27 protein-coding genes are annotated in these 25,238 nt (G+C 70.0%); 8 read left to right on the forward strand and 19 right to left on the reverse strand.

Going from position 1 to position 25,238, the window contains the following annotated elements; all coding sequences use genetic code 11:
- Positions 1-95: 95 nt before the first annotated feature.
- The 6 genes from ID574_RS50235 to ID574_RS50260 form a co-directional block, all read right to left on the reverse strand.
- Positions 96-353, reverse strand: coding sequence for a hypothetical protein (locus tag ID574_RS50235; RefSeq protein ID WP_188196281.1), 258 nt, complete (start codon positions 351-353; stop codon positions 96-98).
- Positions 354-399: 46 nt separating this feature from the next.
- On the reverse strand, positions 400-1,050 hold the full coding sequence (locus tag ID574_RS50240; protein ID WP_188196183.1) for a GPP34 family phosphoprotein: 651 nt from the start codon (positions 1,048-1,050) through the stop codon (positions 400-402).
- Positions 1,025-1,294: a type II toxin-antitoxin system antitoxin gene (locus ID574_RS50245; protein ID WP_188196184.1), complete on the reverse strand. Its 270-nt coding sequence runs from the start codon at positions 1,292-1,294 to the stop codon at positions 1,025-1,027. Before ID574_RS50245 ends, ID574_RS50240 begins: the two co-directional genes overlap by 26 nt.
- Before the next feature lie 5 nt (positions 1,295-1,299).
- Entirely contained in the window at positions 1,300-2,250 is a 951-nt protein-coding gene (locus ID574_RS50250; RefSeq protein WP_188196185.1) for an SPFH domain-containing protein, read from the reverse strand.
- A gap of 680 nt (positions 2,251-2,930) precedes the next feature.
- Positions 2,931-3,662 (reverse strand): hypothetical protein, encoded by a 732-nt coding sequence (locus ID574_RS50255; RefSeq protein WP_188196186.1) that lies wholly within the window; start codon positions 3,660-3,662, stop codon positions 2,931-2,933.
- Positions 3,659-5,026, reverse strand: a complete 1,368-nt coding sequence (locus tag ID574_RS50260) for an alpha/beta fold hydrolase (RefSeq protein ID WP_188196187.1) — start codon at positions 5,024-5,026, stop codon at positions 3,659-3,661. Before ID574_RS50260 ends, ID574_RS50255 begins: the two co-directional genes overlap by 4 nt.
- A gap of 113 nt (positions 5,027-5,139) precedes the next feature.
- On the opposite strand from ID574_RS50260, the gene ID574_RS50265 reads away from it, so the two are divergent.
- Both ID574_RS50265 and ID574_RS50270 read left to right on the forward strand, forming a co-directional pair.
- On the forward strand, positions 5,140-6,204 hold the full coding sequence (locus ID574_RS50265; protein ID WP_188196188.1) for a sensor histidine kinase: 1,065 nt from the start codon (positions 5,140-5,142) through the stop codon (positions 6,202-6,204).
- Positions 6,201-6,857, forward strand: a complete 657-nt coding sequence (locus ID574_RS50270) for a response regulator transcription factor (protein WP_188196189.1) — start codon at positions 6,201-6,203, stop codon at positions 6,855-6,857. The genes ID574_RS50265 and ID574_RS50270 overlap by 4 nt, the downstream gene beginning before the upstream one ends.
- A gap of 320 nt (positions 6,858-7,177) precedes the next feature.
- Here the strand turns inward: ID574_RS50270 and ID574_RS50275 are convergent, their stop codons facing one another.
- Genes ID574_RS50275 through ID574_RS60980 form a run of 4 tightly spaced genes read right to left on the reverse strand, consistent with a single transcriptional unit; the run spans position 7,178 to position 9,911 of the window.
- Positions 7,178-8,005: a TIGR03943 family putative permease subunit gene (locus tag ID574_RS50275; protein ID WP_188196190.1), complete on the reverse strand. Its 828-nt coding sequence runs from the start codon at positions 8,003-8,005 to the stop codon at positions 7,178-7,180.
- A complete protein-coding gene (locus ID574_RS50280; protein ID WP_223167906.1) occupies positions 8,002-8,664 on the reverse strand; it encodes a TIGR03943 family putative permease subunit in 663 nt (220 codons plus the stop codon). Before ID574_RS50280 ends, ID574_RS50275 begins: the two co-directional genes overlap by 4 nt.
- Positions 8,649-9,617: a permease gene (locus tag ID574_RS50285; RefSeq protein ID WP_188196191.1), complete on the reverse strand. Its 969-nt coding sequence runs from the start codon at positions 9,615-9,617 to the stop codon at positions 8,649-8,651. The genes ID574_RS50280 and ID574_RS50285 overlap by 16 nt, the downstream gene beginning before the upstream one ends.
- A 39-nt stretch (positions 9,618-9,656) precedes the next feature.
- A complete protein-coding gene (locus ID574_RS60980; protein WP_223167907.1) occupies positions 9,657-9,911 on the reverse strand; it encodes a hypothetical protein in 255 nt (84 codons plus the stop codon).
- A gap of 55 nt (positions 9,912-9,966) precedes the next feature.
- Between ID574_RS60980 and ID574_RS50290 the strand changes: the two genes are divergently transcribed.
- The 4 genes from ID574_RS50290 (at position 9,967) to ID574_RS50305 (ending at position 12,811) form a co-directional block, all read left to right on the forward strand.
- The gene (locus tag ID574_RS50290; protein ID WP_270094323.1) at positions 9,967-10,437 is read left to right on the forward strand and encodes an ATP-binding protein; all 471 of its coding nucleotides are present in this window, start codon (positions 9,967-9,969) and stop codon (positions 10,435-10,437) included.
- Between the two features lie 222 nt (positions 10,438-10,659).
- On the forward strand, positions 10,660-11,670 hold the full coding sequence (locus ID574_RS50295) for a phosphotransferase enzyme family protein (RefSeq protein WP_188196192.1): 1,011 nt from the start codon (positions 10,660-10,662) through the stop codon (positions 11,668-11,670).
- A 321-nt stretch (positions 11,671-11,991) separates the two neighbouring features.
- Positions 11,992-12,255 carry a hypothetical protein gene (locus ID574_RS50300; RefSeq protein WP_188196193.1) on the forward strand — a complete coding sequence of 88 codons (264 nt, stop codon included), beginning with the start codon at positions 11,992-11,994 and terminating at the stop codon, positions 12,253-12,255.
- Positions 12,256-12,499: 244 nt separating this feature from the next.
- A complete protein-coding gene (locus ID574_RS50305; RefSeq protein WP_188196194.1) occupies positions 12,500-12,811 on the forward strand; it encodes an IS110 family transposase in 312 nt (103 codons plus the stop codon).
- Between the two features lie 396 nt (positions 12,812-13,207).
- On the opposite strand, the gene ID574_RS50310 is transcribed toward ID574_RS50305, so the two are convergent.
- From ID574_RS50310 to ID574_RS50335, 6 genes are all read right to left on the reverse strand, one after another.
- Positions 13,208-14,353: an epoxide hydrolase family protein gene (locus tag ID574_RS50310; protein WP_188196195.1), complete on the reverse strand. Its 1,146-nt coding sequence runs from the start codon at positions 14,351-14,353 to the stop codon at positions 13,208-13,210.
- 794 nt (positions 14,354-15,147) lie between these two features.
- Positions 15,148-16,161, reverse strand: a complete 1,014-nt coding sequence (locus ID574_RS50315; protein ID WP_188196196.1) for an amidohydrolase family protein — start codon at positions 16,159-16,161, stop codon at positions 15,148-15,150.
- The gene (locus ID574_RS50320) at positions 16,158-16,976 is read right to left on the reverse strand and encodes an ABC transporter permease (protein ID WP_188196197.1); all 819 of its coding nucleotides are present in this window, start codon (positions 16,974-16,976) and stop codon (positions 16,158-16,160) included. Before ID574_RS50320 ends, ID574_RS50315 begins: the two co-directional genes overlap by 4 nt.
- Positions 16,973-17,767, reverse strand: a complete 795-nt coding sequence (locus ID574_RS50325) for an ABC transporter ATP-binding protein (RefSeq protein WP_188196198.1) — start codon at positions 17,765-17,767, stop codon at positions 16,973-16,975. The genes ID574_RS50320 and ID574_RS50325 overlap by 4 nt, the downstream gene beginning before the upstream one ends.
- The gene (locus tag ID574_RS50330; protein ID WP_188196199.1) at positions 17,767-18,624 is read right to left on the reverse strand and encodes an ABC transporter permease; all 858 of its coding nucleotides are present in this window, start codon (positions 18,622-18,624) and stop codon (positions 17,767-17,769) included. Before ID574_RS50330 ends, ID574_RS50325 begins: the two co-directional genes overlap by 1 nt.
- The gene (locus ID574_RS50335) at positions 18,621-19,601 is read right to left on the reverse strand and encodes an ABC transporter substrate-binding protein (RefSeq protein ID WP_188196200.1); all 981 of its coding nucleotides are present in this window, start codon (positions 19,599-19,601) and stop codon (positions 18,621-18,623) included. Before ID574_RS50335 ends, ID574_RS50330 begins: the two co-directional genes overlap by 4 nt.
- Before the next feature lie 195 nt (positions 19,602-19,796).
- Between ID574_RS50335 and ID574_RS50340 the strand changes: the two genes are divergently transcribed.
- Positions 19,797-20,825, forward strand: coding sequence for a LacI family DNA-binding transcriptional regulator (locus ID574_RS50340; protein ID WP_188196201.1), 1,029 nt, complete (start codon positions 19,797-19,799; stop codon positions 20,823-20,825).
- 192 nt (positions 20,826-21,017) lie between these two features.
- The gene (locus ID574_RS50345; RefSeq protein WP_188196202.1) at positions 21,018-22,052 is read left to right on the forward strand and encodes a LacI family DNA-binding transcriptional regulator; all 1,035 of its coding nucleotides are present in this window, start codon (positions 21,018-21,020) and stop codon (positions 22,050-22,052) included.
- Between the two features lie 16 nt (positions 22,053-22,068).
- Here the strand turns inward: ID574_RS50345 and ID574_RS50350 are convergent, their stop codons facing one another.
- From ID574_RS50350 to ID574_RS50360, 3 genes are read right to left on the reverse strand one after another with little or no spacing between them, the layout of a single operon-like run.
- Complete coding sequence (locus ID574_RS50350) at positions 22,069-22,923, reverse strand: sugar phosphate isomerase/epimerase family protein (RefSeq protein WP_223167908.1); 855 nt, start codon at positions 22,921-22,923, stop codon at positions 22,069-22,071.
- The gene (locus tag ID574_RS50355) at positions 22,923-24,083 is read right to left on the reverse strand and encodes a Gfo/Idh/MocA family protein (RefSeq protein ID WP_188196203.1); all 1,161 of its coding nucleotides are present in this window, start codon (positions 24,081-24,083) and stop codon (positions 22,923-22,925) included. Before ID574_RS50355 ends, ID574_RS50350 begins: the two co-directional genes overlap by 1 nt.
- A 37-nt stretch (positions 24,084-24,120) precedes the next feature.
- On the reverse strand, positions 24,121-25,182 hold the full coding sequence (locus ID574_RS50360; protein WP_188196204.1) for an amidohydrolase family protein: 1,062 nt from the start codon (positions 25,180-25,182) through the stop codon (positions 24,121-24,123).
- Positions 25,183-25,238 lie beyond the last annotated feature (56 nt).

Raw genomic sequence — 25,238 nt, forward strand, 5'->3', positions numbered from 1 at the left:
ACACGTCGCGGGCGGCTTCACGCCGACCTTGGTGATGCGATTCCACCCCTGGCCGATGCGGTTGATCGTTGGGTCAGGGATCGTTGGTGGCTCCTTCACTGGCGGGCAGCCGCGGCAGCCTGCTCGCCTGACATGGCTGGACGCCCTTCAAGTGGCTGACCGGCTCGTTCGCTTGACAACCCCGGATAACCGTCGAAGACGGTGATCATGTTGGTCGCCGCGGGGCCGCGGTCGATGGCGGTCACGAACAGCGGGGCGTGCGCGAACGCGATGGCGAGTAACATCGCGCCCCGGGCGGCCAGGGCCCGCTCGATGGCGCGGGGCCGGGCCGGTGGTTCGATTGACGTGGTCATGTGATCTCCTCCGAGAGCCGGCGGTGGGAGCCGCCGAATCGTCGTGTCAGCCCCCTCCGTACGACGACCTGGCCGCCTCGACGGTCTTGCGCAATGCGGTCGCGATCGGCTCGACGGGCGCGGAAAGCCGCTGGATCCGGTCCCGGAGCAGACGCGTCTCCCGCCAGGAGGGGACCACCGTCTTGAGCCGGGCCGCCGCGGCCAGCGCCGCCAGGACGCGGACGTCCTCGTCCAGGTGCCCGACCGGCTGGCCGCCGCGAATGGCCCGGCCGACGCGCTCGGCCAGCCTGCGCGACAGGTACGCTTTGCGCGGCGTGATCCGCTCGATCGGGAACAGCAGGATCCGGCGTCGTTCCACGCTGATCAGCCGGGCGGCCGCGAGCTCGTCGCGTACCACGCGGACCGCCTTGCCGGTGTCCTTCTGCACCCACCGCCGCCACGAGCGGGGCGGCGAGCTCGAGATCTGCTCCCAGACCACGGCCCGCAGGGAACCGGGCTCAGCGGCCGGGGCGGTGAGAGCTCGCGCCTTGCCCGACTCGTCGGCCAGGTTGCCCGCCAGCAGCAGCTCGGCGAGGGCGGCCGCGCGCAGCAGGTAGCCCAGCTCGCCCTGCTGGGTCAGTTTCTCCTTGCGAAGGTCGAAGGCCAGCAGGAAGGCCGATCGGGTCAGTGACTCACCCTGCTTCACTTGCGTCTCCATCCGCCCGCTCCTGTTCTTCTTCCTGATCTGTGTCGTCCCCTGTGCCGTCTTCTGGCGCCTTCCTCGGCCGTCCGCGTGGGCGCATCCGCCCCACCCCGTCGGGCAGGCGTCCGGCCTCGGAAAGGGCCTTGCGCAGCAGGAACTCGATCTGGGAGTTCGTGCTGCGCAGCTCGTCGGACGCCCACCTGGCCAGCGCGTCGTGAACCACCGGGTCAAGCCGCAGCAGGACCTTCTTCCGCTCCACGGTGACTAGTGGTAGAGCGTGCCCGTGTTGACCACGGGCTGAGTGTCGCGGTCACCGACCAGCACCACGAGCAGGTTGCTGACCATGGCCGCCTTGCGCTCCTCGTCCAGCTCGACCACGTCGTGCTCGGCGAGCCTGGCCAGGGCCATCTCCACCATGCCGACCGCCCCCTCGACGATCCGCTGCCGGGCCGCCACCACCGCGCCCGCCTGCTGGCGGCGGAGCATGGCGTGGGCGATCTCGGGCGCGTACGCCAGGTGGATGATGCGGGACTCGATGACCTTCACCCCGGCGGACGACACCCTGGCGGCGAGCTCCGCGGACAGCCGCTCGTTGATCTCGTCGGCGTTGTCCCGCAGCGACAGCCTGGGCTCGCCGTGCGCGTCGTACGGATAGCTGCCCGCGATGTGCCGCACGGCCGTCTCCGCCTGGATGGCCACGAACTCCACGAAGTCGTCCACCTCGAAGACCGCCTGCGCGGTGTCCTGCACCTGCCAGACCACCACGGTCGCGATCTGGATCGGGTTGCCGTCCGCGTCGTTGACCTTCGTCACGTCGGTCTCGTGGTTGCGGATCCTCGTGGACACCCGCCGGCGCACCGTGATCGGGTTGACCCACTGGAAGCCGGGGGTGCGCAGGGTGCCGACGTACCGGCCGAGCAGCTGCACCACCCTGGCCTCGCCCGGCGCCACCGCGGTGAGGCCGAAGTACATGAAGAACCCCAGCAGGATCATCAGGATGCTCACGATGACCACCCACATGCCGCCCTGCCCGGCCCCCGAGGCGAGCATGACGATTCCCACGACGAGCAGCGCGATCCCGGCCAGGTCCAGCGCCGTCGCCACCCCCAGCATCACGAACCCGTTGGCCGCCCGCACCGGGCGCTCGCTCGTGCGCGGTGCGGGCATGTCCACGACGGCGGCCTCAAGTGCGGCCCCGCCCGATGTGTTCGCCATCGTCCGTCCCCTCTACGTGACCTCATGTTGCTAGCAAACTGATATCACTTTTTTGGGGACTGTGGAAGGCCGGTTCTCAGGGGAATCCCGGGGGTCAGCCTGGGCGGGGGCCGCCGGTCGGATCCCCCCGGGCGTTTCTGGGGTTCCTGTGGCCTGGTGGGTTCGTCGTCCAGGGCCGGGGGGCGGTGGGTGACATCGGCGGGGATCTGGGTGGCCAAGCGAACGTGCTGGTCAGTCACATGAAGGTCGTCAAGGCACGTCAGGCGAGGAGTCCCCGGCATGCCGGGCGTGGTGGGGTCCGGCGTGAAGGTGCTCGAGCGTGTGGAGAGGCGATCGATCACACAGCACCACCGCCCAGGGCCGTGCCGCTTCCGGGCCGCGCACAGCTGAGCGGGCCTGTCCGCCCTCAGCCCGAAAACCGGAAGAGAGTCCGGGCCGACGCCTGCGGCCTTCGTCCTGCCCGCGGAGGGCGCCGCGCCGTCGGCCGAGGAGCTCAGGCAGGCGACTGAGCTACGATCACCTCTTGGGACGGACGATGAACGTCGTGACGATCACCGCGACGGCGATGACGACCGAGACGATGACGATCGCAAGGGGCCAGTCCATGACGGCCTCCTCTCCGTGGACCCCCTTCCATTCTCCGCCGCCGCATCCCCGCTGACCAGGCACGACAGTCCGGGTCACGGTGATGGCGACCCTGCCGCCGGCAGCCGGATGTCGGGGAAGGGCTGTCCCGCCGACAGCCGTTCGACGAGGGTCCGCACGGCCTGTTCCCCGCCGTTCGTCCCAGCCTGACGACTCACCCGGCAGGCGGCGTCGGCGTACAGGAGGGGATCCGCCGACGCCGCGCGCAGCCACTCTTCGAGCGTGGCCGGGAGGGGCCGGCGGGAGTCGCGCAGGCAGCGGTCGCCCGTCGGCGCCAGATAGCGGGGGTCGTCGCTGACCAGGACGGCCAGGCCCTCGTCGAACCACTGCGGGACATCGGCGCCGCCGAGGCGGGCGTGGAGTTCCACGTGGGTCAGCTCGTGCGAGGCGATCACGGGATCGACGCCGCGCGGCGACAGCATCACCGACCGGTTGAGCACGGCGATGCCGCGTTCCCGGCCGCCGCCGATCCTGCGGTAGCAGTCCTCCGACAGGCACACGAGGACGTCCGGAGAGCTCTTGCGCCCGCCGAAGAAGTCACTTACCCGCTTGCCGGCCTGCTCGACGACCTCGGTCACGTGGCGTCGCGCGGCCGGCGGCAGGCCGGGTTCGGCGTACAGGCCGGGACGCAGCCGCTCCAGGCCGTAACAGCCGGGGCAGGTGGTGGCCGCGACGGACGGGAAGGCGATCGCCGTCGCCGCCACGGCGGCGGCGAGGAGGAGCGTGGTGACGGCGCCCGCGATCCACCGGCGCCTGCGCCGGATCACGGGCACATGGTACCCCGGGGCGGCAGCCGGCGCTCGGTGACGTACCTGCTGACATGGTCGATGACGCAGGGGTTGGCCATCGCGCCGAAGAGGTTGTGGCCCGGGCCGTCGTGTCCGATCGCGCGGCTGCCGGGGATCTGCTCGACGACCCGGCGGGTGGAGCCGTAGTCCTGCCAGGTGCCCGCGCCCAGGAGCGGCGGCAGGGTACGGGGCATCGGCGCGGGCGGGTTGGCCACCGGGACCGGCCAGCCGGCGCAGGTGAGCGGCAGGTGCCAGGCCAGGGCGAAGGAGGCGCCGGTGTTGGGGGCGATGGCGCGCAGCCGCTTGACGGTGCGCGCGACGTTCCGCTGGGCGGCGGGGCGGGGCAGGTCCAGGCACTCCTTGTAGCCGCCGCCCGGGGCGCCGGGGTAGGGCTGTCGGCTCGACAGGGCGAAGCCGGAGGCGTCGCCGGCCTCGGCCGCCGTGATGGCCGCCACGACGTCGCCCCAGCGTGCCGGGCCCGGCCGGAGCTTGAGGAACGCCAGCGCCTGCAACTGCGTCCCGTCGAAGCGGGCGCCGGCCTGCGGGGCGGGGATCGGCTCGCGGGCGGCCTCGGCGATCAACGCCCGCCAGCGCTTCTCCGTCCCGGCGGGGGCCCAGGCGAAGAACCGGTCCATGAAGCGCTCGCTCTCGCGGGCCACGGTGTCGAGTTCCCGCTCCCAGGAGCGCAGGCTGTGGTTCCTGGTGCCGTCGACGTACAGCGTGCGCACGCGGTGGGGGAACAGGCGGGCGTACGACTGCGCGATCGTGCCGCCGTACGACAGGCCCAGGAAGTTCATCTCGTCCTCGCCGAGCGCTGTGCGGATGGCGTCGGCGTCGCGGGCGTCGGAGGCGGAGTCCATGTGGTCGAAGAGCTCAGGATCGGTGGAGCGGCATGTGGCGGCTCTGGCCCGGTTGGCGGCGGCGAGCCGGTCGAAGCCGGCCTGGTCGGCGGGGAAGGCCGGGGTGCGCACGAAGCCCCAGTCGCACTGCAGCACCGCGCCGCTGAGCCCGGGATAGCCCCGCGGGTCCCAGGTCACGACGTCCATCGACGTACGGATCTTGTCGAAGATCTGCGTCCGCGAGGCCAGCGAGGCGATCTGGTGTCCCTGGGGGCCGCCGAAGTTGACCAGCACGGATCCCTTCTTGGCGCCGGTGGCGGGCAGGCGGGCCACCTTCAGGGTGATCGTGCGGTCGTTGCCGGGCGACAGGGCGACGGGCAGGTCCGCGCACTGGAGCTGGGGCGCGCCCGCGAGGGGGCAGGGGCTCCATTGCAGGGACGGCGGCGGCGTCGGGGCGCTGACCGGTGTCGTGAGGACGGCCAGCGCCGTGAGCGTCTTGAACATGCGCAGAACGCTACGAGCCGCGCCCCGCCGGGCTCTGCCCCCGAAAGTCATCGACGGCTGTTCACCAAAGTTGACTGTGAGCCTCAGGGGGCGCTCTGAGTAAGGTGAGGCCTATGTCCAGGCTTGTCACCGCCGCGGTCGTGGTCGCGGACACGGCGCTGCTGTGGTTGGACGGGACGCGGGGCTGGCCGCTCGCCGCGTACGCCGTGGCCGTGGGGCTCACCATGGCGGCGACGCACCGTCTGCCGTTCGCGGCGTTCCTCGCGGCGCTGGGGCTGGCGGTGCTCACCGGCGGGTCGCTGGCCGTGCTGGCCTGCACCGGTTTCCAGGCCGGGCACCGCATCTCCGCGCGCAGGGACGCGGTGGTGACGGCGTGCGCCCTCAGCGCGTACGTGTGCGTCCTGCTGCTGGCCGTGGAACGATCCCCCGGCGGTCCGGAGCCGTGGATCAGCCTGGCCCGCGTCGTCGTCCTGACCGCGCTGCCGCTGCTCGCCGGCCGGTACGTGGCCCAGCAGCGCGAGCACCTGCGCCGGGAGCGGGCTCTCGTCGCCGAGCAGGAACGGCTGCGCGAGCGGCTGCGCATCGCCCACGACATGCACGACTCGCTCGGTCATCTGCTCAGCCTCGTGTCCGTGCAGGCCGCCGCGCTCGAGGTGAGCGCCGCGCCGCCGGAGCAGCGGCAGGCGGTGCGCGCCCTGGCGGGCACCGCGCGCGCCGCCGCGGCCGGGCTGCACGAGGTGGTCAACGCGCTGCGCAGCCATGACGCCCCCGGTCTGGAGGACATCGACGACCTCGTCGCCCGGTCCCGCGCGGCGGGCGCCCCGGTGAGGATCGAGACGTCCGGCGAGTCCGCCCCGCTCGGCGACCCGAAGGCGTCCCACGCCGCCTACCGGGTCGTCCAGGAGGGGCTGACCAACGCGGTCAAGCACGCCTCCGGCACGCCGATCACCGTGTCACTCGACTGGCAGCCCGACGCTCTGCTGATCTCGGTGACGAACCCGGTGCCCCGCCGTCCCCCCTCCACCGGCGGCGGCGGTGGAGGGGGCAACGGCCTGGACGGGCTGAGCGAACGTGTCGCCGCGGCCGGGGGCCTGCTGCGCGTCCACCCGGGGCCGCGCGAATTCCGGCTCGTCGCGATGCTTCCTCTCGTGCCGGTCCTGGCGGGGGCCGCCACGTGATCAAGACCTTGATCGCCGACGACGAGCCCCTCATCGCCGCCGGCATCCGCACCGTGCTGGAGTCGGCCGGGGACATCGACGTGGTGGCCGTCGCGCGGGACGGACGCGAGGCGGTGCAGGCCGCCCGCCGGCACCGGATCGACGTCGCGCTCCTGGACATCGCGATGCCGGTGATGGACGGCCTGGCCGCCGCGGCCGAGCTGAGGGGGCCGCGCGTGGTGCTGCTCACCGCCTTCGGGGACGAGGACAACGTCCGGCGGGCGGTGCGGCGCGGCGTGTCCGGGTTCGTCCTGAAGACCTGCACCCCGGACGAGCTGATCCGGGCGGTGCGGGCCGCGCACGCCGGGCAGGCGTACCTGTCGCCGGCCGTGGCACGCCAGGTGCTCGACATGGCGGCGCCCGGCGACGACGAGCGCGGACGCGACGCGGCCCGCAGGCTGGCCGCCCTCACCGCCCGCGAGGCCGACGTCCTCGCGCTGGTGGCCGAGGGCCTGTCCAACGCCCAGGTCGCGCGGCGCGTCCACATGACCGAGGCCAGCGTCAAGACCTACGTCAGCCGCATCCTCGCCAAGCTGAACTGCACGAACCGCGTGCAGGCCGCCCTGCTGCTGCGCGACCATCGGGCAGGCGGCCGGACCGCCGCGGACGACTGACCGACGGTGCGGGGATCCGTTTGTTTCTGCGGAGCTCGGGCCGATGCCCACAGCGGAGCAGGTCACCGGCCGGCCGGCCCGCACGTTCGCGGAATGGGCGCGCGACCACGCCGGGGACTTCCTCGCGGAACCGGCGCCATGACCGCTCCGGACGGCCGGCCCGGCGGTGAGACCCCTGCGGGCCGCCGTACGCGAACTGCGGCTTCCCGCTGCGGGAGGGATCGCGCCGAGCACCCGTGAGAGCCGCGCCCGGCGCCTGCGGGCCGGCTGCCTGGTGTGCGGGCGGGCCTGCATCAGTGCAGGCGCTGATGCGCCGGGCGTCACTCGTACGGCTCGCCGGGCGGGGACATCGGCTCCACGCGGGTGGCGGCCAGGGCGGGCACGGACGTCCGGTCGCCGGGGACCCAGGTGCCGGTGACCCGTACCCAGGCGTCGGCGGCGGGCGCGCGGGCGCCGGAGACGGCGACCTTCATGACGAGGGCGTCGGCGGCGCAGCAGCCGATGCGCAGCCGCGCGAGGTGCCAGCCACTGCCCGCGGGGACGGCGAAGCCGGTCAGCCGGACGGTCTTGCCCTTCAGCGAGCCGGGGTCGGACCAGGCGCGGCCGGCGAACTCGCTCATGCTCAGGTCGTTGGCCCGGCCGCTCCTGAGCGGCGGCAGGTCGGCGTCCACGACGGACGGCGGAGGCGGGGCGGGCGCGTGCGCGGCCTGCCGGACGGCGTAGGAGCCGAGGGCGGGCGGGGCGATCAGGAAGATCGCGGCGATGGGGGCGGCCAGCAGCCAGGCCGCCCGGACGCCGTCGTGATGGCGGTGTTCTGCAGGGCGGTGTTCTTCGTGGTGTTCTTCGTGGTGTTCTTCGCGTGGTTCCGGGCCGGGAAGGGCGGGCGGGCGGCCCAGGAGCCGCGCCAGATGGAGCTCTTCCTCCCGCCGTGCCCGCGCGAGTGCCGCATCCTGCGCCGTGCCGCGTCCGCGGCGCCGTCCCCGTGCCAGGACGGCCGTGCCGAGCGCGGCCAGGACGGCGCCCGCCACGATGAGCAGCGGCCGGAAGCCGGGCTTGACGTAGTTGGCGAAGTCGGCGGAGAAAGCGGAGATCTGCAGCAGCGCGCCGCCGAGCAGGAGCAGCAGCAAGGCCTGGGAGGGGCGGCTCACGCGGGCTCCTCGTACGGCTCGGCCGGCGGCTCGACCGGGACGACCTCGGTGGCGGAGATGGCGGGCGGCACGTACGCGCCGGAGGGGTCGTCCTTCCCCGGCATCCAGGTGCCGGTGACGCGTACCCAGGAGTCCTCGGGCGGGGCCGGCGCGCCGTGGACGGTCACCTCCAGGGCGAGCGCGTCGGCGGCGCAGCAGTTGATCCGCATCCTGGCCAGGTGCCAGCCGCCCTCCGTGGTCACGACGAAGCCGGTCAGGCGCACGCGCCGGCCCGCCAGGGAGCCGCCCTGGGCGCGGCCGATGAACTCGCCGAGGGTCAGGTCGGCGGCCGGCGCGCCGGAATAGGCCGTCGCCGGCGGGGGAGGCGCCTGCTGGCGGCGGGCCGCGTACGAGCCGAGCGCGGGCGGCGCGACGAGCACGATCGCGAACACCGGCGCCGCCAGCAGCCACGCCACCCGCGGGGCGTGCCCGGGCCGGGACCGGAAGGCCGCCAGCAGGCCGAGCGCCACCAGCACGGCGCCGGTCGCGATCAGGACCGGGCGGAAGCCGGGCCGGACGTAGTTGGCGTACATGGCGGAGAACGCCGACACGCTCAGCAGCGTCGCCCCCAGCACCACCAGCAGCCACCCCTGCGCCTGCCGGGTCACAGCAGCGCCCACCCGGACAGGAAGCTGACGGCGATCGCCAGCACCAGCACCAGCGGCACGAAACGCCGCGCGAAGGCGCGGCCGAACGTGCCGGTGTGCAGCGCGATCAGCTTCAGGTCCACGATCGGGCCGACGACCAGGAACGCCAGCTTCGCGGTCGGCGAGAACGCCGTCAGCGAGGCGGCCACGAACGCGTCGGCCTCCGAGCAGATCGACAGCAGCACCGCCAGCAGCGCCAGCACCAGCACCGACACCACCGGCACCCCGCCCAGCGCGGTCAGCCACTCGCGGGGGATCACCACGTTGAGCGTGGCCGCGGCCAGGGCGCCGACGACCAGGTAGCCGCCCGCGTGCAACAGGTCATGGCACATCGCGTCGAGGAAGGCGGCCCACCGGCCCTGCCCGGGCGCGGCCGGCCGGCGCGGCGCCGGTGACCAGGCCGCGCGCCCGAACCTGGCCCAGATCCAGCCGGCCAGCACCGCCACCGCCAGCGACGCCGCGAAGCGCGCGGCCACCATCGACGGCTCACCGGGGAAGGCCACCGCGGTGGCCGCCAGCACCACCGGGTTGATCGCCGGCGAGGCCAGCAGGAACGCCAGCGCCGCCGGCGCGGCCACCCCTCGCGCCATCAGCCCGGAGGCGACCGGCACCGACGCGCACTCGCAGCCCGGCAGCACCGCCCCCGCTACGCCCGCCACCGGCACCGCCGCGTACGTCCGCCGGGGCAGCGCCCGCGTCCAGAACGAGGCCGGCACGAACGCGGTGATCGCGGCCGACAGCGCCACCCCGAACACCAGGAACGGGATCGCCTGCACGCACACCGCCACGAACACCGTCGCCCACGTCCGCAGCGCCGGATCGGTCAGGTGGGGCGCCAGCAGGAACCGGCCCGCCACCAGCAGGGCGACCAGCACGAGGAACGCCCACGGCGGCCGGATCGCCTGCCGGTTCGTAGTGGTGGTCATCGGGGTGGTCGTGGCCCTCCGGTCCGGATTTCGGAGGGATCAGTATGCCATGCCACCGACAACCGTTTTCAGGGCGTGAAGCTGCTGCACTCGAGCCAGTTGCTGGTGTTCGCTGACCGGAAGCTCATCGCCCGGCACGAGCGACTGATCGCCAAGGACTCCTGTCGCCTGGATTTGGATCACTATCTGGAGGTCCTGATCCGCAAGCCCGGCGCGTCGCCCGGCTCGACGGCGCTGGACCAGGCCCGGCAAGCCGGGAAGTTCACCCCAGTCCACGACGCGCGTGGTGGTCACGGGTCCGTGAAGCCCACGGGCACGCGGACGGAACCCGCGAACTCATTCAGGTGCTATGGATCCGCGACGGCAACCCACTCTGCCTGATCGGCGACTCCGGAACCGGCAAGTCCCACTGCTCATCGGCCTGGGCGCTGAAGCCGCCATGGCCTGCGGCCGAGTCAAATACGTCCTGGCCGCATCTCTGGTCAACGAGCTCGTCGAAGCAGCCGACAACCTCGTTCTGGGCAAGACGATCGCCCGCTACGGCCGTTACGACCTGCTCTGTCTGGACGAGCTCGGCTACATGAAACTCGACGAACACGGCGCCAACCTATTGTTCCAAGTCCTCACCGAACGCGAAGAGCGCGCCAGCGTCGCCATCGCCTCCAACGAATCCTTCGCCGGCTGGACCAAGACCTTCACCGAGCCCCGGTTCTGCGCCGCGATCGTCGACCGCCTCACCTTCAATGCCACCATCAACGACACCGGCACCCACTCCTACCGCCTCGCTCAGGCACAAACTCAGCACACCAGCCACGGTTAACACAGCCCTCCCTCCTGTTCGGCGCTCTCGCCATGCAGGGTTCGGGGACGGCAGTCCCCGAACCCACAGACGGACTGAACCATGGCCGCTTCTGGCGTATCTCAACTCGACCCGAGTCGGAAAGGGCGGCCCCCGGCTGGTTGGCCAGGATTGCCGACTCATGCTCTGAGGGGGCTTATAACCGGTTGCGCGCCGGCCGGGGCATACCGCCAGAATGGGCGCATGACCGCGCCCGCCGACCTGGAGTCCATGGCCGGGCTGCTGGCAGCGTGGGGTTTCCGTCCGGGCACGACGATCAGCCGAGCCGAGCAGGGGACCAACAACCAGACGTTCCTGCTCCGCCAGGGGAGCCTCCGGTTCGTGCTCCGGGTCAGCCAGACCCTGTCCGTCGCGCAGGTCGGTGCCGAGCACCGGATCCTGCGGCGGCTACGGCAGGCCGGGCTTCCCTTCCAGGTGCCTGAGCCAGTCACCGCGCTCAGCGGGGACACGGTGATCGAGACCGCGGCCGGGCCCGCCACCGTCTGCCGGTGGATCCCCGGCGTGCGGCCCGACTTCACGGGTCAGACGGTACTCGAGCGCTTCGGCCGGGCGGCCGGGCTGCTCGGCGAGGCGATGCTGGGCGTGCCGCCGGAAGACGGGCTGGGGGACTGGCGAGGTGACCCTCTCCTGGCGCACCGCGCCGTGCCGCACGTCGGCGTCCTTTGCCGTCAGCTGCGCGCCGCCGGGATCAGCGCGGAGCGGGCCGCCCGCCTCGACGCCGTGGCACGCCGTGTCGGGCAGGAGTGGTCCGCGGGCGGCGGCGCGCTGCCGACCCAGGTCATCCATGGTGACCTGGCGGCCTGGAACGTGCTGGTCGACGAGGACACGGGGGAGGTGAGCGGGCTGCTTGACTTCGAGTTCGCCGGGGTCGGCTTCCTGGTCCAGGAGGTGATGGCGGCGCTGTTCTACAGCGGGGCCCTGGAGACGCGCGACTGGCAGCTCCGCACGGCGGCGTTCCTGCGGGGGTACACCTCGATCCGCCCGCTGGACGCCGCCGAGGCCGACGCGCTGCCCCGGCTGCTCCTCGCCCGGGCGGTCGGCAGCGTCCTGTGGCGGGCGGGCCTCTGGCTGAACGGTAAGGCACAGCTCGGCGAGGTCCTCGACCGAATCCGCAAGCTGGAGGACACGACGAGCTGGCTCGACGCCAACGGCGGAAAGCTCCGGTCACTCGCGGCCGCCGGCGGGCACGGGTGACTCGGCAGTACGGCTAGCGCGAGTTCCCACGACAGAGCTCGGTACCTCGATATTTTCGCAAGTCAGAGAGTTCAAGATCCGCTCATGGCCGGGATTCTTGTTATCTCTGCTGAACCCCGAGGTGGGGCCAATTCTCGCGCGAACTGGCACCGTTAAAGATCGCCAAGTGGCGCCCGAATCCATCCGAAAGTGGGGCCCTCTTTCACGCGAGAAATCACCTGCTGCAGCCGCCCCCGTGACGTTGGTCGCCGACCTCATTGTCGGGGCACTGACGCTCATGACGCTGGCCGTCGGTGCAACGCTGCTGGTGCGGGCGCGACGATGGGCGGCGAGGCTGTCGGCCGACCCGGCTGGACCACGGCTCTCCGGCTGCTCCCGTACACGCTGATGGTGGCGCTGGTGGTGGCCTTCCCGACGATCACGCTTGCGCTTGGCGTCGATCTCAACTGGCGGCAACTTGTCTACGTGTGGCCGGTCCTGGTGGCATTGCTGGTGGCATCTGTCCTCATGGCTGCCGGTGTCATCGCTGTGCGGCTCGCATCCCTCAGACAGTGCCGACGCGCACGCATAGGCTCTTCCGGGTGATTGGGAAGTGCGATCCGGTCGCTGCGTAGGGACTTGCCGACGAGGTCGCCTGGGGACGTATCCGATCGAGCGAGCGACGAAAGGCTGAAGATGGGAATCTGGGCCGGAGTGGACGCCGGGAGGACGCACCGCCATTGCGTGGTGATCGGCCACGACGGACAGCGATTGCTGTCGCGGCGGATGGCCAACGACGAGCGCCCGCTGCTGGCGCTGATGGCCGAGGTGCGCGCCCCTGGACCCAGCCGTGTGCTGGGGCATCGACCTGGTTGACGGAGGCTCAGCCTTGCTGATCACGTTGCCGGCCGGCCAAGCCCAGCGGGTGCTCTACATCCCCGGGCGGACGGTCAATCGCGCCGCCGAAGGCTACCGCGGCGACGGCAAGACCGACGCCAAGGACGCAGCGATCATCGCCGATCAGGTGCGCATCCGACGTGATCTGAGTCACCTGCGGCAGGTCAGCACCCTGGTGACCGGCCTGCGGGTATTCACCGCTGGGACCGCTGGGACATCAGCGATGACCGCACGCGGCTGCTCAACCGGCTGCGCGGGTACCTGACCAGCGTGTTCCCCGCCTTGGAACGGGCGCTGACTCTGGTTCGGAACAGGAGCAACGGCGCCACCGGGAAGATCATGGCAGGTCCCGATGGCGACCCGGTCGGGGCGCCGAGATCGACGCTGACGGCTCGAGGCCGACTACGATGACCCACTCCGGCTCGTCGCCTCCACTGGGGGTCGGCCCCGGCACAGGCCTGTCGGCGAGTCCCACTCCACCGTCGTGATAGCAGCCGCCGCCAACTCCGCCGATCACGCTCCGCAATCCATGATTACCGGCAAAGGCTCATTGATCACTGGCTGGGGCCCGCTACCGTGTGGCTTGCGGAGCCGGATATCTTCCGGTCAGCCGGAATTGTCGCGGACCGCCGCCGTCGGTGTGTGGCGGCGGTGCGGATGGTCAGCGCAGGGAGCGGAAGAACTCGCGCACGTCGGCGACGAACGGGCCGGGCTGTTCCAGGGCCAGGAAGTGTCCGCCGCGCTCGAATTCGGTCCAGCGCACGATGTTGTGATCGCGTTCGGCGAAGCGACGGATGGCGATGTCCTGGGTGAGGGAAACTGCTACGCCGGTGGGCACGGTCCCGGGTTCGCGTGGAGCCCAGGCTGAGGGGTCGTGGTGGGACTCGTAGTAGTTGTGGGCCGAGGAGGCGCCGGTCTGCGTGAACCAGTAGATGCTGACGTTGGTGAGGATGGCGTCGCGGTCGACGGCGTCTTCGGGCAGGTCGGCGGCGCTGTCGGTCCATTCCTTGAACTTCTCGACGATCCAGGCGAGCTGGCCGGCCGGGGAGTCGTTCAGGCCGTGTCCCAGGGTCTGCGGGCGAGTGCCTTGGAGCTTGTCGTAGCCGCTCTGTTCCTGCTGCCAGTGCTCCAGGCGCGCCAGCCGCTCCAGTTCGGACTCGGTCAGGCCGTCCATCTCGCCGTCGGCCCCGATCGGGAAGGTGACCAGGGCGTTGACGTGCACGCCGAACACGTGCTCGGAATGCTGACGGGCCATGGCCGGGGCGACGAAGGCGCCGATGTCGCCGCCCTGCACGCCGTAGCGGGAGTAGCCGAGCCGGTGCATCAGCTCGGCGAAAGCGTCGGCGATGCGACCCTGCGTCCAGCCCGCGTCGCGCAGCGGAGCGGAGAAGCCGAACCCGGGCAGAGAGGGGATCACCAGGTGGAAGGCATCGGCAGGATCGCCGCCGTGGGAGCGCGGGTCGGTCAGCGGGCCGATGACGTCCAGGAACTCGGCGAACGAGCCGGGCCAACCGTGGATGAGCATCAGCGGGGTCGCCTCGGCCTCGGGAGAGCGAATGTGCGCGAAGTGGATGGTCTGCCCGTCGATGTCGGTGGTGAACTGGGGCAGCTCGTTGAGCCTGGCCTCGTGCTTGCGCCAGTCGTAGCCGTCGGCCCAGTAGGCGGCGAGCTGCCGCAGGTAACCGGTCGGGACGCCGCGACTCCAGCCCTGTCCGCTGATCTCGCCGCTCCAGCGGGTACGGGCGAGCCGGTCTCGCAGGTCATCCAGCTCGTCCTGCGGGATGTCTATGCGGAACGGGTTGATCATCCAACTATTCCTTCCAAAACGGATATTGTATGTTTATTTGCGGTTCGCCGCCCGCCTGCAGGGGACGGGCCGACCTTTTGGGTGGCGAGGCATCGTCGTTTCGTGCAGATTGCCACCAAGACCCAAGCCGAGCTAGATCGACAGCCCGATGCCCTGTCCTGATTGCGGCGCCAGCCGTTGCGATGTGCTTCTATACCTAAGTGTGATCGACCGGCTCAGAGCGCCGATGATGACGCCGAATGCAACCACGCTGATACGGCGAGCCTTTTACCACGGGCCGCATGGCCGGCAACAAAATGATCATCGTGCAATTCAAGTGGCCAGAAATTTCCATTCGATGGCCTGGCGATAGGTTGGTGGGACTGCAACGCATGCCGTACTGTACGCACGTTCACGATGAGTCTCGTCGCAGACCCCTTCCCGTGCGGGCGACTCCTGATGACCCGAAAGCGGAGCGCTTCAGTCTTTGGAGGCCGGGAGCTTTCGGGCGGTTCGCCTGTTTGTGCTTGAGAGTGGAGATTACGAGGATTTCACGACGTCGGCTATCCATATAGCGCAGCACCAAGTGCGCTCTTGGGATGGCGTGCGCGGGAGTTCTCACCTCCTGCGGTAACGAACGAAGCGCCTGAACTGGCCGACCAGCTGGTGCCGCGGCGCCGTAGGGAAACGGCTGGGTGGTGATGAGGGTGAATTGGTTCGTGCCCGCAGACACCCCGGTGACCGGCGCGTTCGCGGGCTGGATGGTGGGTCGCTGACGCATCCGGTAGGACTCGCCCTCGACGATGAGGACGTCGTCACACGCCCGCGTCGGTCAGCCGCATCAGGCGTCGGATGTTGAGATGGTAGATCTGCTCGCGGGCGGCGTCGGTGACGTCGAGTGCGTCGATGACGCGGATCGTCTCGCGGATGTACATCGGCCCGCCCTCGGGGTCGAAGGGGCAGTCGGTGCCGAACACGACATGGTCGGTGCCGAAGAAGTCCAGGCCGCAGCGGGTGCCGATGTCGGAGCCCGACAGGGAGGTGTCCGCGTAGAAGCGGCGGAAGTAGTCCAGCGGCCGCCGCGGCAGCAGGTTGGCGTAGTCTTCACCGGCGGTCCGGCTGCCGAGTTGGTCGCTCCAGCCCAGTCCGATCCGGCCTTCCAAGTACGGGATCATTGCTCCCATGTGATGGGTGATGATCTTGATGTCGGGATGCCGCTCGAACAGGCCGGAGAAGACCATCCGGGCCATGGCGACACTGGTCTCGTACGGCCAGCCGAGCGCCCACCAGATCTCGTACTTGGAGGTGTCCTCGGTGGCGTAGTCGGCGAAGGCCGGGCCGCGGGCGGGATGCATCCAGATGGGCAGGTCGCGTCGGGCCATCTCGTCGAACAGGGCCTGGAACGCCGGATCGTCGAGCGGCCTGCCGTTGACGTTGGTGAACACCTGCACGCCGCGGGCGCCGAGGTCGTCGATGGCGAAGGCGAGCTCGTCCAGGGCGGCATCCGGATTGTTCATCGGCAGGGAGGCGACGAAGGCCGGGAACCGGTCGGGGTGCTTCTCGCACAGCTCCAGCATCGATTCGTTGGCCAGCCGGGCGAGGGCCGCGGACTCGTCGGGGCCGGCGAGCATTTCGATCGGCGGTGAAGAGAGCGTGAGGATCTGCTGGTAGCCGTCGCCGAACTCGTCCATGATCCGCAGCCGCTCGTCGAGGTCGTGCAGTGCGGACAGCTCCAGCCAGCGTTTGAGCGCGTCCGGGTCGACGGCGAGTTCGCGCATGCGCTCGAAGTATCGGGCGGGCAGGATATGGCTGTATGCGTCGACTTTCATCGATCTCCTCTTGATGTCTTCGGAATCCAGCGGGTGATCCTGCGGTCGACGATCTGGACCAGGGCGACGCCGCCGAGTGCGACGGCGATGATGACCAGGAGCACGGCGAGCACACTGGCGCTGTCGAACCGCCCGCCTGCCTCGGTGACGATCCGGCCCAGGCCCACGACGGCGATGAACATCTCGCCGTTGATCATGCCGGTGACGGCGCGGCCGATGCCGAGCCGGACGCCGGCCATGATCATGGGGGTGGCGGCTGGGAGCATGACGCGCAGCAGCACCTGGCGTTCGCTCGCGCCGTAGGAGCGGGCCATTTCCACCAGATGCGCGGGCACGGACTGGATCGCCGAGGCGGTGTTGATGATGATGACGAACATCGCGTACATGACCACCACGGCGATGATCGAGCCGCGGCCCTCTCCGAGCACGGAGAAGAAGATCGGCGCGAAGACCAGCGACGGGGCGGTGAGCAACGCGTAGACGTAGACGCCGAGAGCGGCCTCGACCCTGCGGTAGCGGCCCATGGCGACGCCGGTGAGCAGGCCGGCCGCCAGGGAGATGGCGAATCCGAGCGCGAGGTTGAGCAAGCTGTCGCCCAGGCTGCTGAAGATCACCCCGTTGAAAGCCATGTCCGCGAGGCGGACCAGCACCGTGCTCAGCGGAGGGAAGAACGACACGCCGGCGAGATGTCCGATGAGTTCCCATGCCGCTGCGCCGGCGGCCAGGCTGAGCGGGGCGGCCGGCAGTCTCCGCCAGGACGGCTGCCGGCGCGGGTGCGCCGTCCGCGCTCTGCGTTGTCCGGCCAGCGTGCTCATCGGGCCACCGTGGCGGGACGGTGCTCTTCGTGCATGTCACGGAGCCGGTCCCACAGATAGGCGGTGATCTCGACATACTTGCCGGAGCGTTCGAGTGCGCTGACGTCGCTGGACCGCGGCCGTTGCAGCGGTACCGGGACGATCTCGGCGATGCGCCCGGGGCGCGCGCTCATCAGTACGACACGGTCACCCAGCAGGACCGCCTCCTCCATGCTGTGCGTGATGAACACGACGGTCAGCCGGTGTTCCTCCCAGATCGCCAGGAGCTCTTCCTGCAGGAGGCGGCGGGTCTGCTCGTCCACGGCGCCGAACGGCTCGTCCATCAGCAGGACCCGCGGTCGTACGGCGAGCGCGCGGGCGATGCCGACCCGTTGCTGCATGCCGCCGGACAGCTCGCCGGGCCGCTTGGTCTCGAACCCTGACAACCCCACCATGGCGATCAGCGATCGGGCGCGCTCCTCGCGCTCGGCGCGGCCGACACCGCGCATCCTGAGCCCGAAGGCGACGTTGTCCAGCACGGTCGCCCAGGGCAGCAGCGCGAAGTTCTGGAACACCATGCTGCGGTCGGCGCCTGGCCCGCGCACCGGTGTGCCGTCGATGAGGATGTCACCATCCTGCCAGGGGATAAGCCCCGCGATGGCCTTGAGCAGCGTCGTCTTCCCGCACCCGCTGGGCCCCAGCACCGTCAGGAATTCGTTCTCGCCCACGTCGAGGTCGACGTCCCGTAATGCCTCCACCCTGCCGCCGTCCTGGCCGACGAAGCTCTTGCTCAATCCACGAATTTCGATCATCAGGCGCTCCTTGCGGTAGTCGTCTGAGCCCAGCGGGTCAGTCTGCGTTCGCACCATCGCGCGACGGAGATCAGCAGAAGTGCCTCCGCCAGAATGATCACGATGGTGCCGTAGAGCAGCGGGGCCTTGAAAAGGCCGCGGTACTCGAGGATCAGCCCACCCATCGCGGTGGACACCATGAGGAGTTCGACGAGCACCATCCCGGTCACCGCGCGCCCGACGCCCAGCCGGATGCCGGTCATGATCGCGGGCAGCGCGCCGGGCAGCAGGATCCGCGACCAGATCTGCCGCTCCGAGGCGCCGAACGAGCGGGCCATCTCGATCAGCGACGGGTCCACCTGCCGGACGCCGGCACGGCTGTTCACCACCACCATCACGATCGAGAAGATCGTGACGAGGATGACCCGCGAGGTCAGCCCGAACCCTACGGACATGACCAGCAGCGGGATGATCGCCGCCATCGGGGTGACCAGCAGGATGTTGAGATAGACGTCGGCGAAGCGCTCCAGCGTCCGGAAGCGGCCGAGCACGATGCCCGAGGGCACGCCGACGACCACCGCGATCCCGAAGCCGAGGACCAGCGCCTGGTTGCTGACGTACATGGCCTGCCACAGCTCCGCGCTGCCCAGCAACTCCGCCGTCGCCTCGACGGTCTCGATGAAGGTGGGGATGAGCAGACCGCCCCACTCGCGGGCGTACAGCTCCCAGGCGGCGGCGAAGACGGCGAACGTCAGCAGTTGGTACGGCAGGCTCGCGTCGGCGATCCGCCGCCACAGCGAGGGACGCCCTTCAGGCTGAGGGCCGGCGCGGAAGCCGGAGGTCCGGCGCCGCTCTCGAGGCGTGATCGCGGCGGTCATGCGGCCGACCGGATGAAGCTCAGATCGGCCGCGTCCTTCGCGGTCATGCCCTGCTTGATCACGCCGGCCCGGACGAAGAAGCTGATGGTGCTCTGGACGTTCTGCTCGGTCAGGCCCGCCGCGTTGAACAGTTTCGCCTTGACGTACCGCTTGGCGATCTCGGCGACGTTGGCGGCGTCCTCGTCCGGCAGGTACCTGGTCACCAGCCCGACCAGGTACTGCGGATCAGCGTTGATCTTGTCGTGCTCCCGTACCAGAGCCGTCACGAACGCCTGAGCCACGTCCTTGTGCTCGGTGAGGAATTCGGTGTTGGCGTACACGGTTTGCGGATGGACGTCGGGCAGGCTCTTGGCGAAGTCGACGATCTGGGTGAACCCGGTCTTGCCGGTCGACTCCAGGGTGACCACATCGGAGATCTCCAGCGGAGTTGCGTCGATCTGGCCGGTGACGAGGGCTTGGGCACGAACATCCGACCCGCCGATCGTCAGGTATTCGGGCTTCTTGCCGCCGCACTCGGCGTTCACCCACTGCTTGGCCATGGCGGTCGCCACCGCGCCTTCGCTGAAGATTCCGAACGGACGCCCGTTCAAGTCGGCGCAGGAGGAGATGCCGGGCTTGCCGTAGATCGCCCACTGGTTGCCGACCACATCGGCGATGATCTTGATGGGGGCGTCCTGCTCGATGGCGATCAGCGCCGGGCTCGTCGCCTCCGCCGAGATCGCATAGTCCCCCTTCGCCAGTCCCTCGATGGCCAGCTCCGGCTCCGCGAGCTCGATCACTTTGACCTTGTGACCCGCCTGGCGGACGGCGTCGACGGCCGCCAGGATCGGCACGGTCGTGATGTCCGGCTCGTTGACCGCCACGGTGAACGAGGCCGTTCCGTCCATGTTCGTGGCGGTGCCCCCGCCGCCACACGCGGCCGCGCAGGACAGGGCCGCGAGCGCGGCGATCTGTTTCACCCGAGTCCCGGCGTGCATAGCTCCTCCTTCAAGCCTCACCCACTAGAGCTCATGCTTAGGCAAACGTATGCCTTGCGGGCAAGCTAATAGGGTCAGACACGGAATCGTCAAGGGCTCGTCACGGGGTGGACACGTGGGAAATCGTCCTGTTCGTTTGCCGACCTGGGGTGGAGTCGGGCATGATTAGGCAAACGTTGTCCTAAGGAGTGGGCCGTGAGTTCACTGGTGGAGGTCGCGCGGGCGGCCGGCGTGTCCGTGTCCACCGCGTCACGGGTGCTGACCGGTTCCAGTCACCCCATTTCGGCCAAGACCCGTGCCAGGGTCATCGCCGTCGCCGAGCAACTGGGCTACTCGCCCAGCGCCTTGGCGCGCGCACTGGTCTCCCGCAGCAGCCGCCTGCTGGGCGTCCTCGTGAGTGACATCGTCAACCCGTACTTCTCCGTCATCGCCCGTGGCGTGGACGACGTGGCCAGCCGGGCCGGCTATGTCACCATGCTGTCCAACGTCGACAGGCGTACCGCCACGGAGATCAACCGCGTGCAGACCATGCGGGACTACCGTGCCGCCGGAATGATCTTCGCGGGCAGCGGCTACGTCGACGACCCCGAGGCGCCGGAGCTGGCCAAGGCCGTCCGCCAAGCACAGGAACAAGGCATCAAGGTCGTCTCGCTCACCGTGCGCGAGCTCGGATGCCCGACCATCACCGCGGACAGCCGGACCGCCGCGTACGACATCACCGACCACCTCGTCTCGCTCGGGCATCGCCGGATCGCGTTCATCGAAGGCCCCGCGGGAATGATCGCCTCACAGCAGCGCCGTGACGGTTTCCTCGCCTGCATGCGTGATGCCGATCTCGCCGAGACCGCGGAATGCCACCCCGGCGGCTTCGACTATGAGGCCGGACACGCCGCGACCATGCGGCTCATCGCCCGCCCGCCCCTGCCCGACGCCATCCTCGCCGCCAACGACGAAGCAGCCGTCGGCGCGCTCAGCGCTCTTCGGCAGGCCGGCATCGACGTGCCGGGCCAGATCTCGGTCGCCGGAATGGATGACTTCAGAGTCGCCCAGTTCGTCGGCCTGACCACCGTGAGCCTGCCGCTGTACGAGATGGGCGCCATGGCCGCCCGCCACATCATCGACGCTCCGCCCGGCGCCGACAATGCCACGACCACCGTCCTGAGCCATCGGGTCATCCCCAGGGAGACCACCGCACGGCGCTCCACCGGCAGCACGCACCCCTGACCGTCTCGTGGTGAGCCGGATCCGGCCGGCGTGCCGGCCGTTGGCCGGAAGCGCTTTCACCCAGGTGCTGCCATTCCACGTCCTAGGCTTCTCCTATCATCAATCATCTGGTGTCAGCGCTTTCAGTTGTGATGATCGATCTCGTAAACGCTACACTGCGAGTCGCAACAGGGGTGTGGTAGGGGAGTGCCGATGTCGCCGGAAGGCCGCCCGGTCCGTCTACAGGACGTCGCGGAGCACGCCGGAGTCTCGCTCGCCACCGCGTCCCGCATGTTGAGCGACGCCGATTACAAGGGACGGGCCTCCCTGCGCAACCGGGTCTTCTCGTCCGCGGCCGAGCTCGGATACCTGCCCAACCTGCACGCACGGGCGCTCGCCAGCTCGACCTCGACGAGTGTGGGGCTCGTCGTGCACGACGTGCGTGACTCGTACTTCGCCATGATCGCAGGAGGAGTGATCAAGGTCGCCGAGGCGCACAAGCTGCTCGTCACCATGGTGTGCACGTATCGCAACCCCCAGCAGGAGCTCAACTACGTCAGCTTGCTCAGCGCGCAGCGTCCACGCGCGATCATCCTGGCGGGCAGCTCGTTCTCCGACCGGGCTCATTCCGCCGCGCTGATGGAGCAGCTTTCGGCGTATCAGGCCTCCGGGGGAGCGATCGTGTCGGTGACCCGGGGACGCAAGATCGGCCACATCGTCGACGTGGGCAACGTCGAGGCCACCCGCCAACTCGCCCACCGGCTCGTCGATCTCGGGCACACCTCGTTCGGCGTGATCTCCGGGCCGGCCAAGCTCATGGCGGTGCGCGACCGCATGCGCGGGTTCCGGCTCGGCCTCCAGGATCGAGGCATCGAGCTCCCCTCCGACTCGATCGTCCGCGTGGACATCTCCCGAGACGGCGGCGCCCGGGGCGCCCGCCTGCTGCTCGACCGTCCGCACCGGCCGACGTGCATCTTCGGGATCGCCGACGTCGTGGCGGTCGGCGCGATGGCGTGGATCAGGTCCGCCGGTCTGCGTATCCCGGCGGACATCTCGGTGGCGGGGTTCGGCGGCACGCCGCTGGCCTCCGACGCAGTCCCGGGCCTGACCACGGTCGAACTCCCGCTCGAGCGCATCGGCCAGGTCGCGATGGAGCTCGCGCTGCTGCCCAGGGAGGAGCCACCTCACACCGTGGCGGTAGGGGGCACCGTGCTGCTGCGGGACAGCACGGCACCGCCACAACCGTGACTCCCGGCAGAAACGATCAGCCGAGCACCCCCGCCGCGAACCGCTTCTTGATCATACGAATCACCTCGTCCGGAGGAGACGACCAGACCCTCTCATTGAAGATCTCGACCTCGATCGGTCCGCCGTAGCCGGCGGCGTCGACCGCGCGGGTCATCGACCGCAGGTCGATCACACCGTCGCCGGGCACGCCCCGGCCGAAGACCGGGTGCGGCTGTGGCACCAGCCAGTCGCACACCTGGTAGCCGATGATCCGATCGCCGGCGCGCCGGATGTCCTCGGCGAGTCGCGGGTCCCACCACACGTTGTACGTGTCGACCGCGACGCCCACCTCGTCCGGCCGGAACTGCGCCGCCAGCTCGACTGCTTGGGCCATGGTCACGATGACCGACCGCTCCGCGCACATCATCGGATGCAGCGGTTCCACGGCGAGCCGCACTCCGCGCTCCACCGCGTAGGGCACGAGTTCGGCCAGACCATCGCGCACGGCGTCGCGGGCGGCCGGAAGGTCGCGATCGGCCGCTACCCCACCGCAAACGAGGTACAGGACGTCGGCGCCGAGCCGCGCGGTCATGTCGATCGCCCGCTCGTTGTCAGCCCGGCCGGACCATGGTCCGTCGGGGCTGTTGTCGGTGAAGAAGCCGGCACGGCAGACGCTGGAGACCGCGACGCCGTGATCGTCGAGGATGCTGACGGCCTTCTCCACGCCGATCTCCGCTACGCGATCCAGCCACGCGCCCACGTATCTGATGCCGTGGCGCGCGCATCCCCGTACGGTCTCCTCGAAGGTCCAGCTCTTCACCGTGATCTGGTTGATGCTGAGGCGGTCCGTGACCATCGGCGCGTCCTCTTCGGCGGGGGGAGGGATGTCCATCACAACGCCGGAATCTCCAGGTCGGGGATGTCGATCCAACGGCGCTCGTGCCACGATCGCATCGCGAGCTCGGCGAGCTGAACGCCTTTGGCCCCTTCCAGCAGGTCCCACGGGAACTCGGCGTCCTCGACGACGTGGCGGAGGAACATCTCCCACTGAATGCGGAACGCGTTGCCGAACTCCTGGTTGTCCGGAACCTCCGACCAGCCGGCCCGGAAGTCGATCGGGTTGGGGATGTCAGGATTCCAGACCGGCATCGGCGTGTTGGCGCGCGACTGCACGCGGCAGTCACGCAGTCCGGCGATGGCGCTGCCCAGCGTGCCGTCGAGCTGCCATTCGCCGATCTCGTCGCGGTACGGGCGGGTCACCCACGAGGTGGTGAACTGCGCCAGCACACCGTTGTCGAACTGGAACATGCCGTACGCCGCGTCCTCGGCCGTCGCCCGGTATTCGTCGCCGTTCTCGTCCCAGCGGCGGGGGATGTGGACCTGGCCGTGGCAGAGCACGGACTTGACCGGTCCGATGATGTTGTCGAGCACGTACCGCCAGTGCGGGTACATGTCCAGGATCAGGCCGCCCCCCTCCTCCGCGCGGTAGTTCCACGATGGCCGGTTGGGCTGTTGCCAGTCGCCTTCGAAGACCCAGTACCCGAAGTTGAGCCGGAAACTGAGGAGGTCTCCGAAGAACCCGCCGTCGATCAGCCGCTTCAGCTTGCGGATTCCCGGCAGGAACAGCTTGTCCTGGACGACTCCGTGCTTGACGCCGGCCGCGTCGGCCAGCCGGACCAGTTCGAGCGCCTCATTGAGGTTGCCCGCGGTCGGCTTCTCGCAGAAGACGTGCTTGCCGGCCGCGATGGCCGCCTTGACGGCCTCGGCGCGCAGGTCGGTGAGCTGGGCGTCGAAGTAGATCGTGTCGTTCGGATCGGCGAGGGCCTCGTCGAGGCTGGTGGTCCAGCGATCGACGCCGTAGCGGCTCGCGAGCTCCTTGAGCTTGGCGGCGTTGCGGCCGACGAGAATCGGGTCGACGAGGAGTTTTCGTCCATCGGCGAGGGTCAGCCCGCCCTGGTCCCTGATGGCGACGATCGACCGGTCGAGGTGCTGGCGAGTCCCCATCCGACCGGTGACGCCGTTCATGATGATGCCCACCCGGATCTGGTCCATGCTCACTCTTTTCTTGAGGAAAAACTGCAAGCGCTTTCTATATTTGCCACGTTTCCCCTGTCAAGGCCGCCGGGCGCCGGGAGCCGGCCAGCAGCCGCCGCGCGGTGGCTCCCAGGACGGCCGCGACCTGCTCGTCGGACAGGCGTTCACCCTGAGCGGCGGCCCTGGTGACGGCCTCGACGGGATCGGCGCACCCCGTCGGGAACGGGTAGTCGCTGCCGAGCATCACCTGGCCGGCGCCGGCGAAGCCGATCAGCCACGACAGGGCCTGAGCCGAGTGGGTCAGCGAGTCGAAGTAGAGCCGCTGCAGGCATTCGCTCGGCGCGGCCATGCCCGGCGCCCGTTCCAGGGCGGCGATCGCGTCGAAGCGCCCGGCGACGTAGGGCAGGAAGCCGCCCCCGTGTACGACGCAAAGGCGCAGCTCGGGGAAGCGCCGGAGCGTTCCGGCCAGCGCCATGGCGCCGACGGCCGCCGTCGACTGGGCGGGATTGTCCACGATGTCGGTCAGGCGGGAGAAGGCGATCCCGGCAGGTGAGGCCGGCCGCCAGGGATGGAGGAGAACAAGGGCGCCGGCGCGGCTCGCCGCGTGCCAGAACGCGTCCCAGTCGGGCTCGTGGAGGGCGGGCCCGGAGCCTCCGAGACCGATCTCGGCGCCGTGGAAACGGCCGGTGTCCAGGCAGCGGGCCATCTCGGCGGCGGCCGAGCGCGGATCCCGCCGGTCCACCAGCGCCAGGCCGCGAAGCCGGGCGGGCGCGTGGTCGACCAGCTCTCCGAGGGAATCGTTGACCATCTGGACGAACCGTGCGCCGTCGCGAGGGCCGAGTTCGTCAGGCGTCAGCTCCATCCACGGCGAGACGACCTGGACGTCTACTCCCATCTCGTCCATCGCGCTCAGCCGGCGGGACGGATCGGTCAGCCGCTCGTCGATCACCGGCGTCACACGGCCGCCGATGTCGAGGTGGATCCCGTCCCCGTCCTCCAGCAGGGCCACGCCGGGGCGATCGGCTCGCAGACGCTCGATCAGGGTGTGCGGCACCGCGTGGGCGTGCACGTCGATGACCGGGATCCTCCTGGGCCCTTCCGTTGCCATTGTCGTCATGCTGTGAGAACGTACATGGAAATTGAAAGCGCTTTCTAGTAGAGAAGGCTGATCGG

The organism is Nonomuraea sp. SYSU D8015, from assembly GCF_008065375.1.
Classification (GTDB): Bacteria; Actinomycetota; Actinomycetes; order Streptosporangiales; family Streptosporangiaceae; genus Nonomuraea.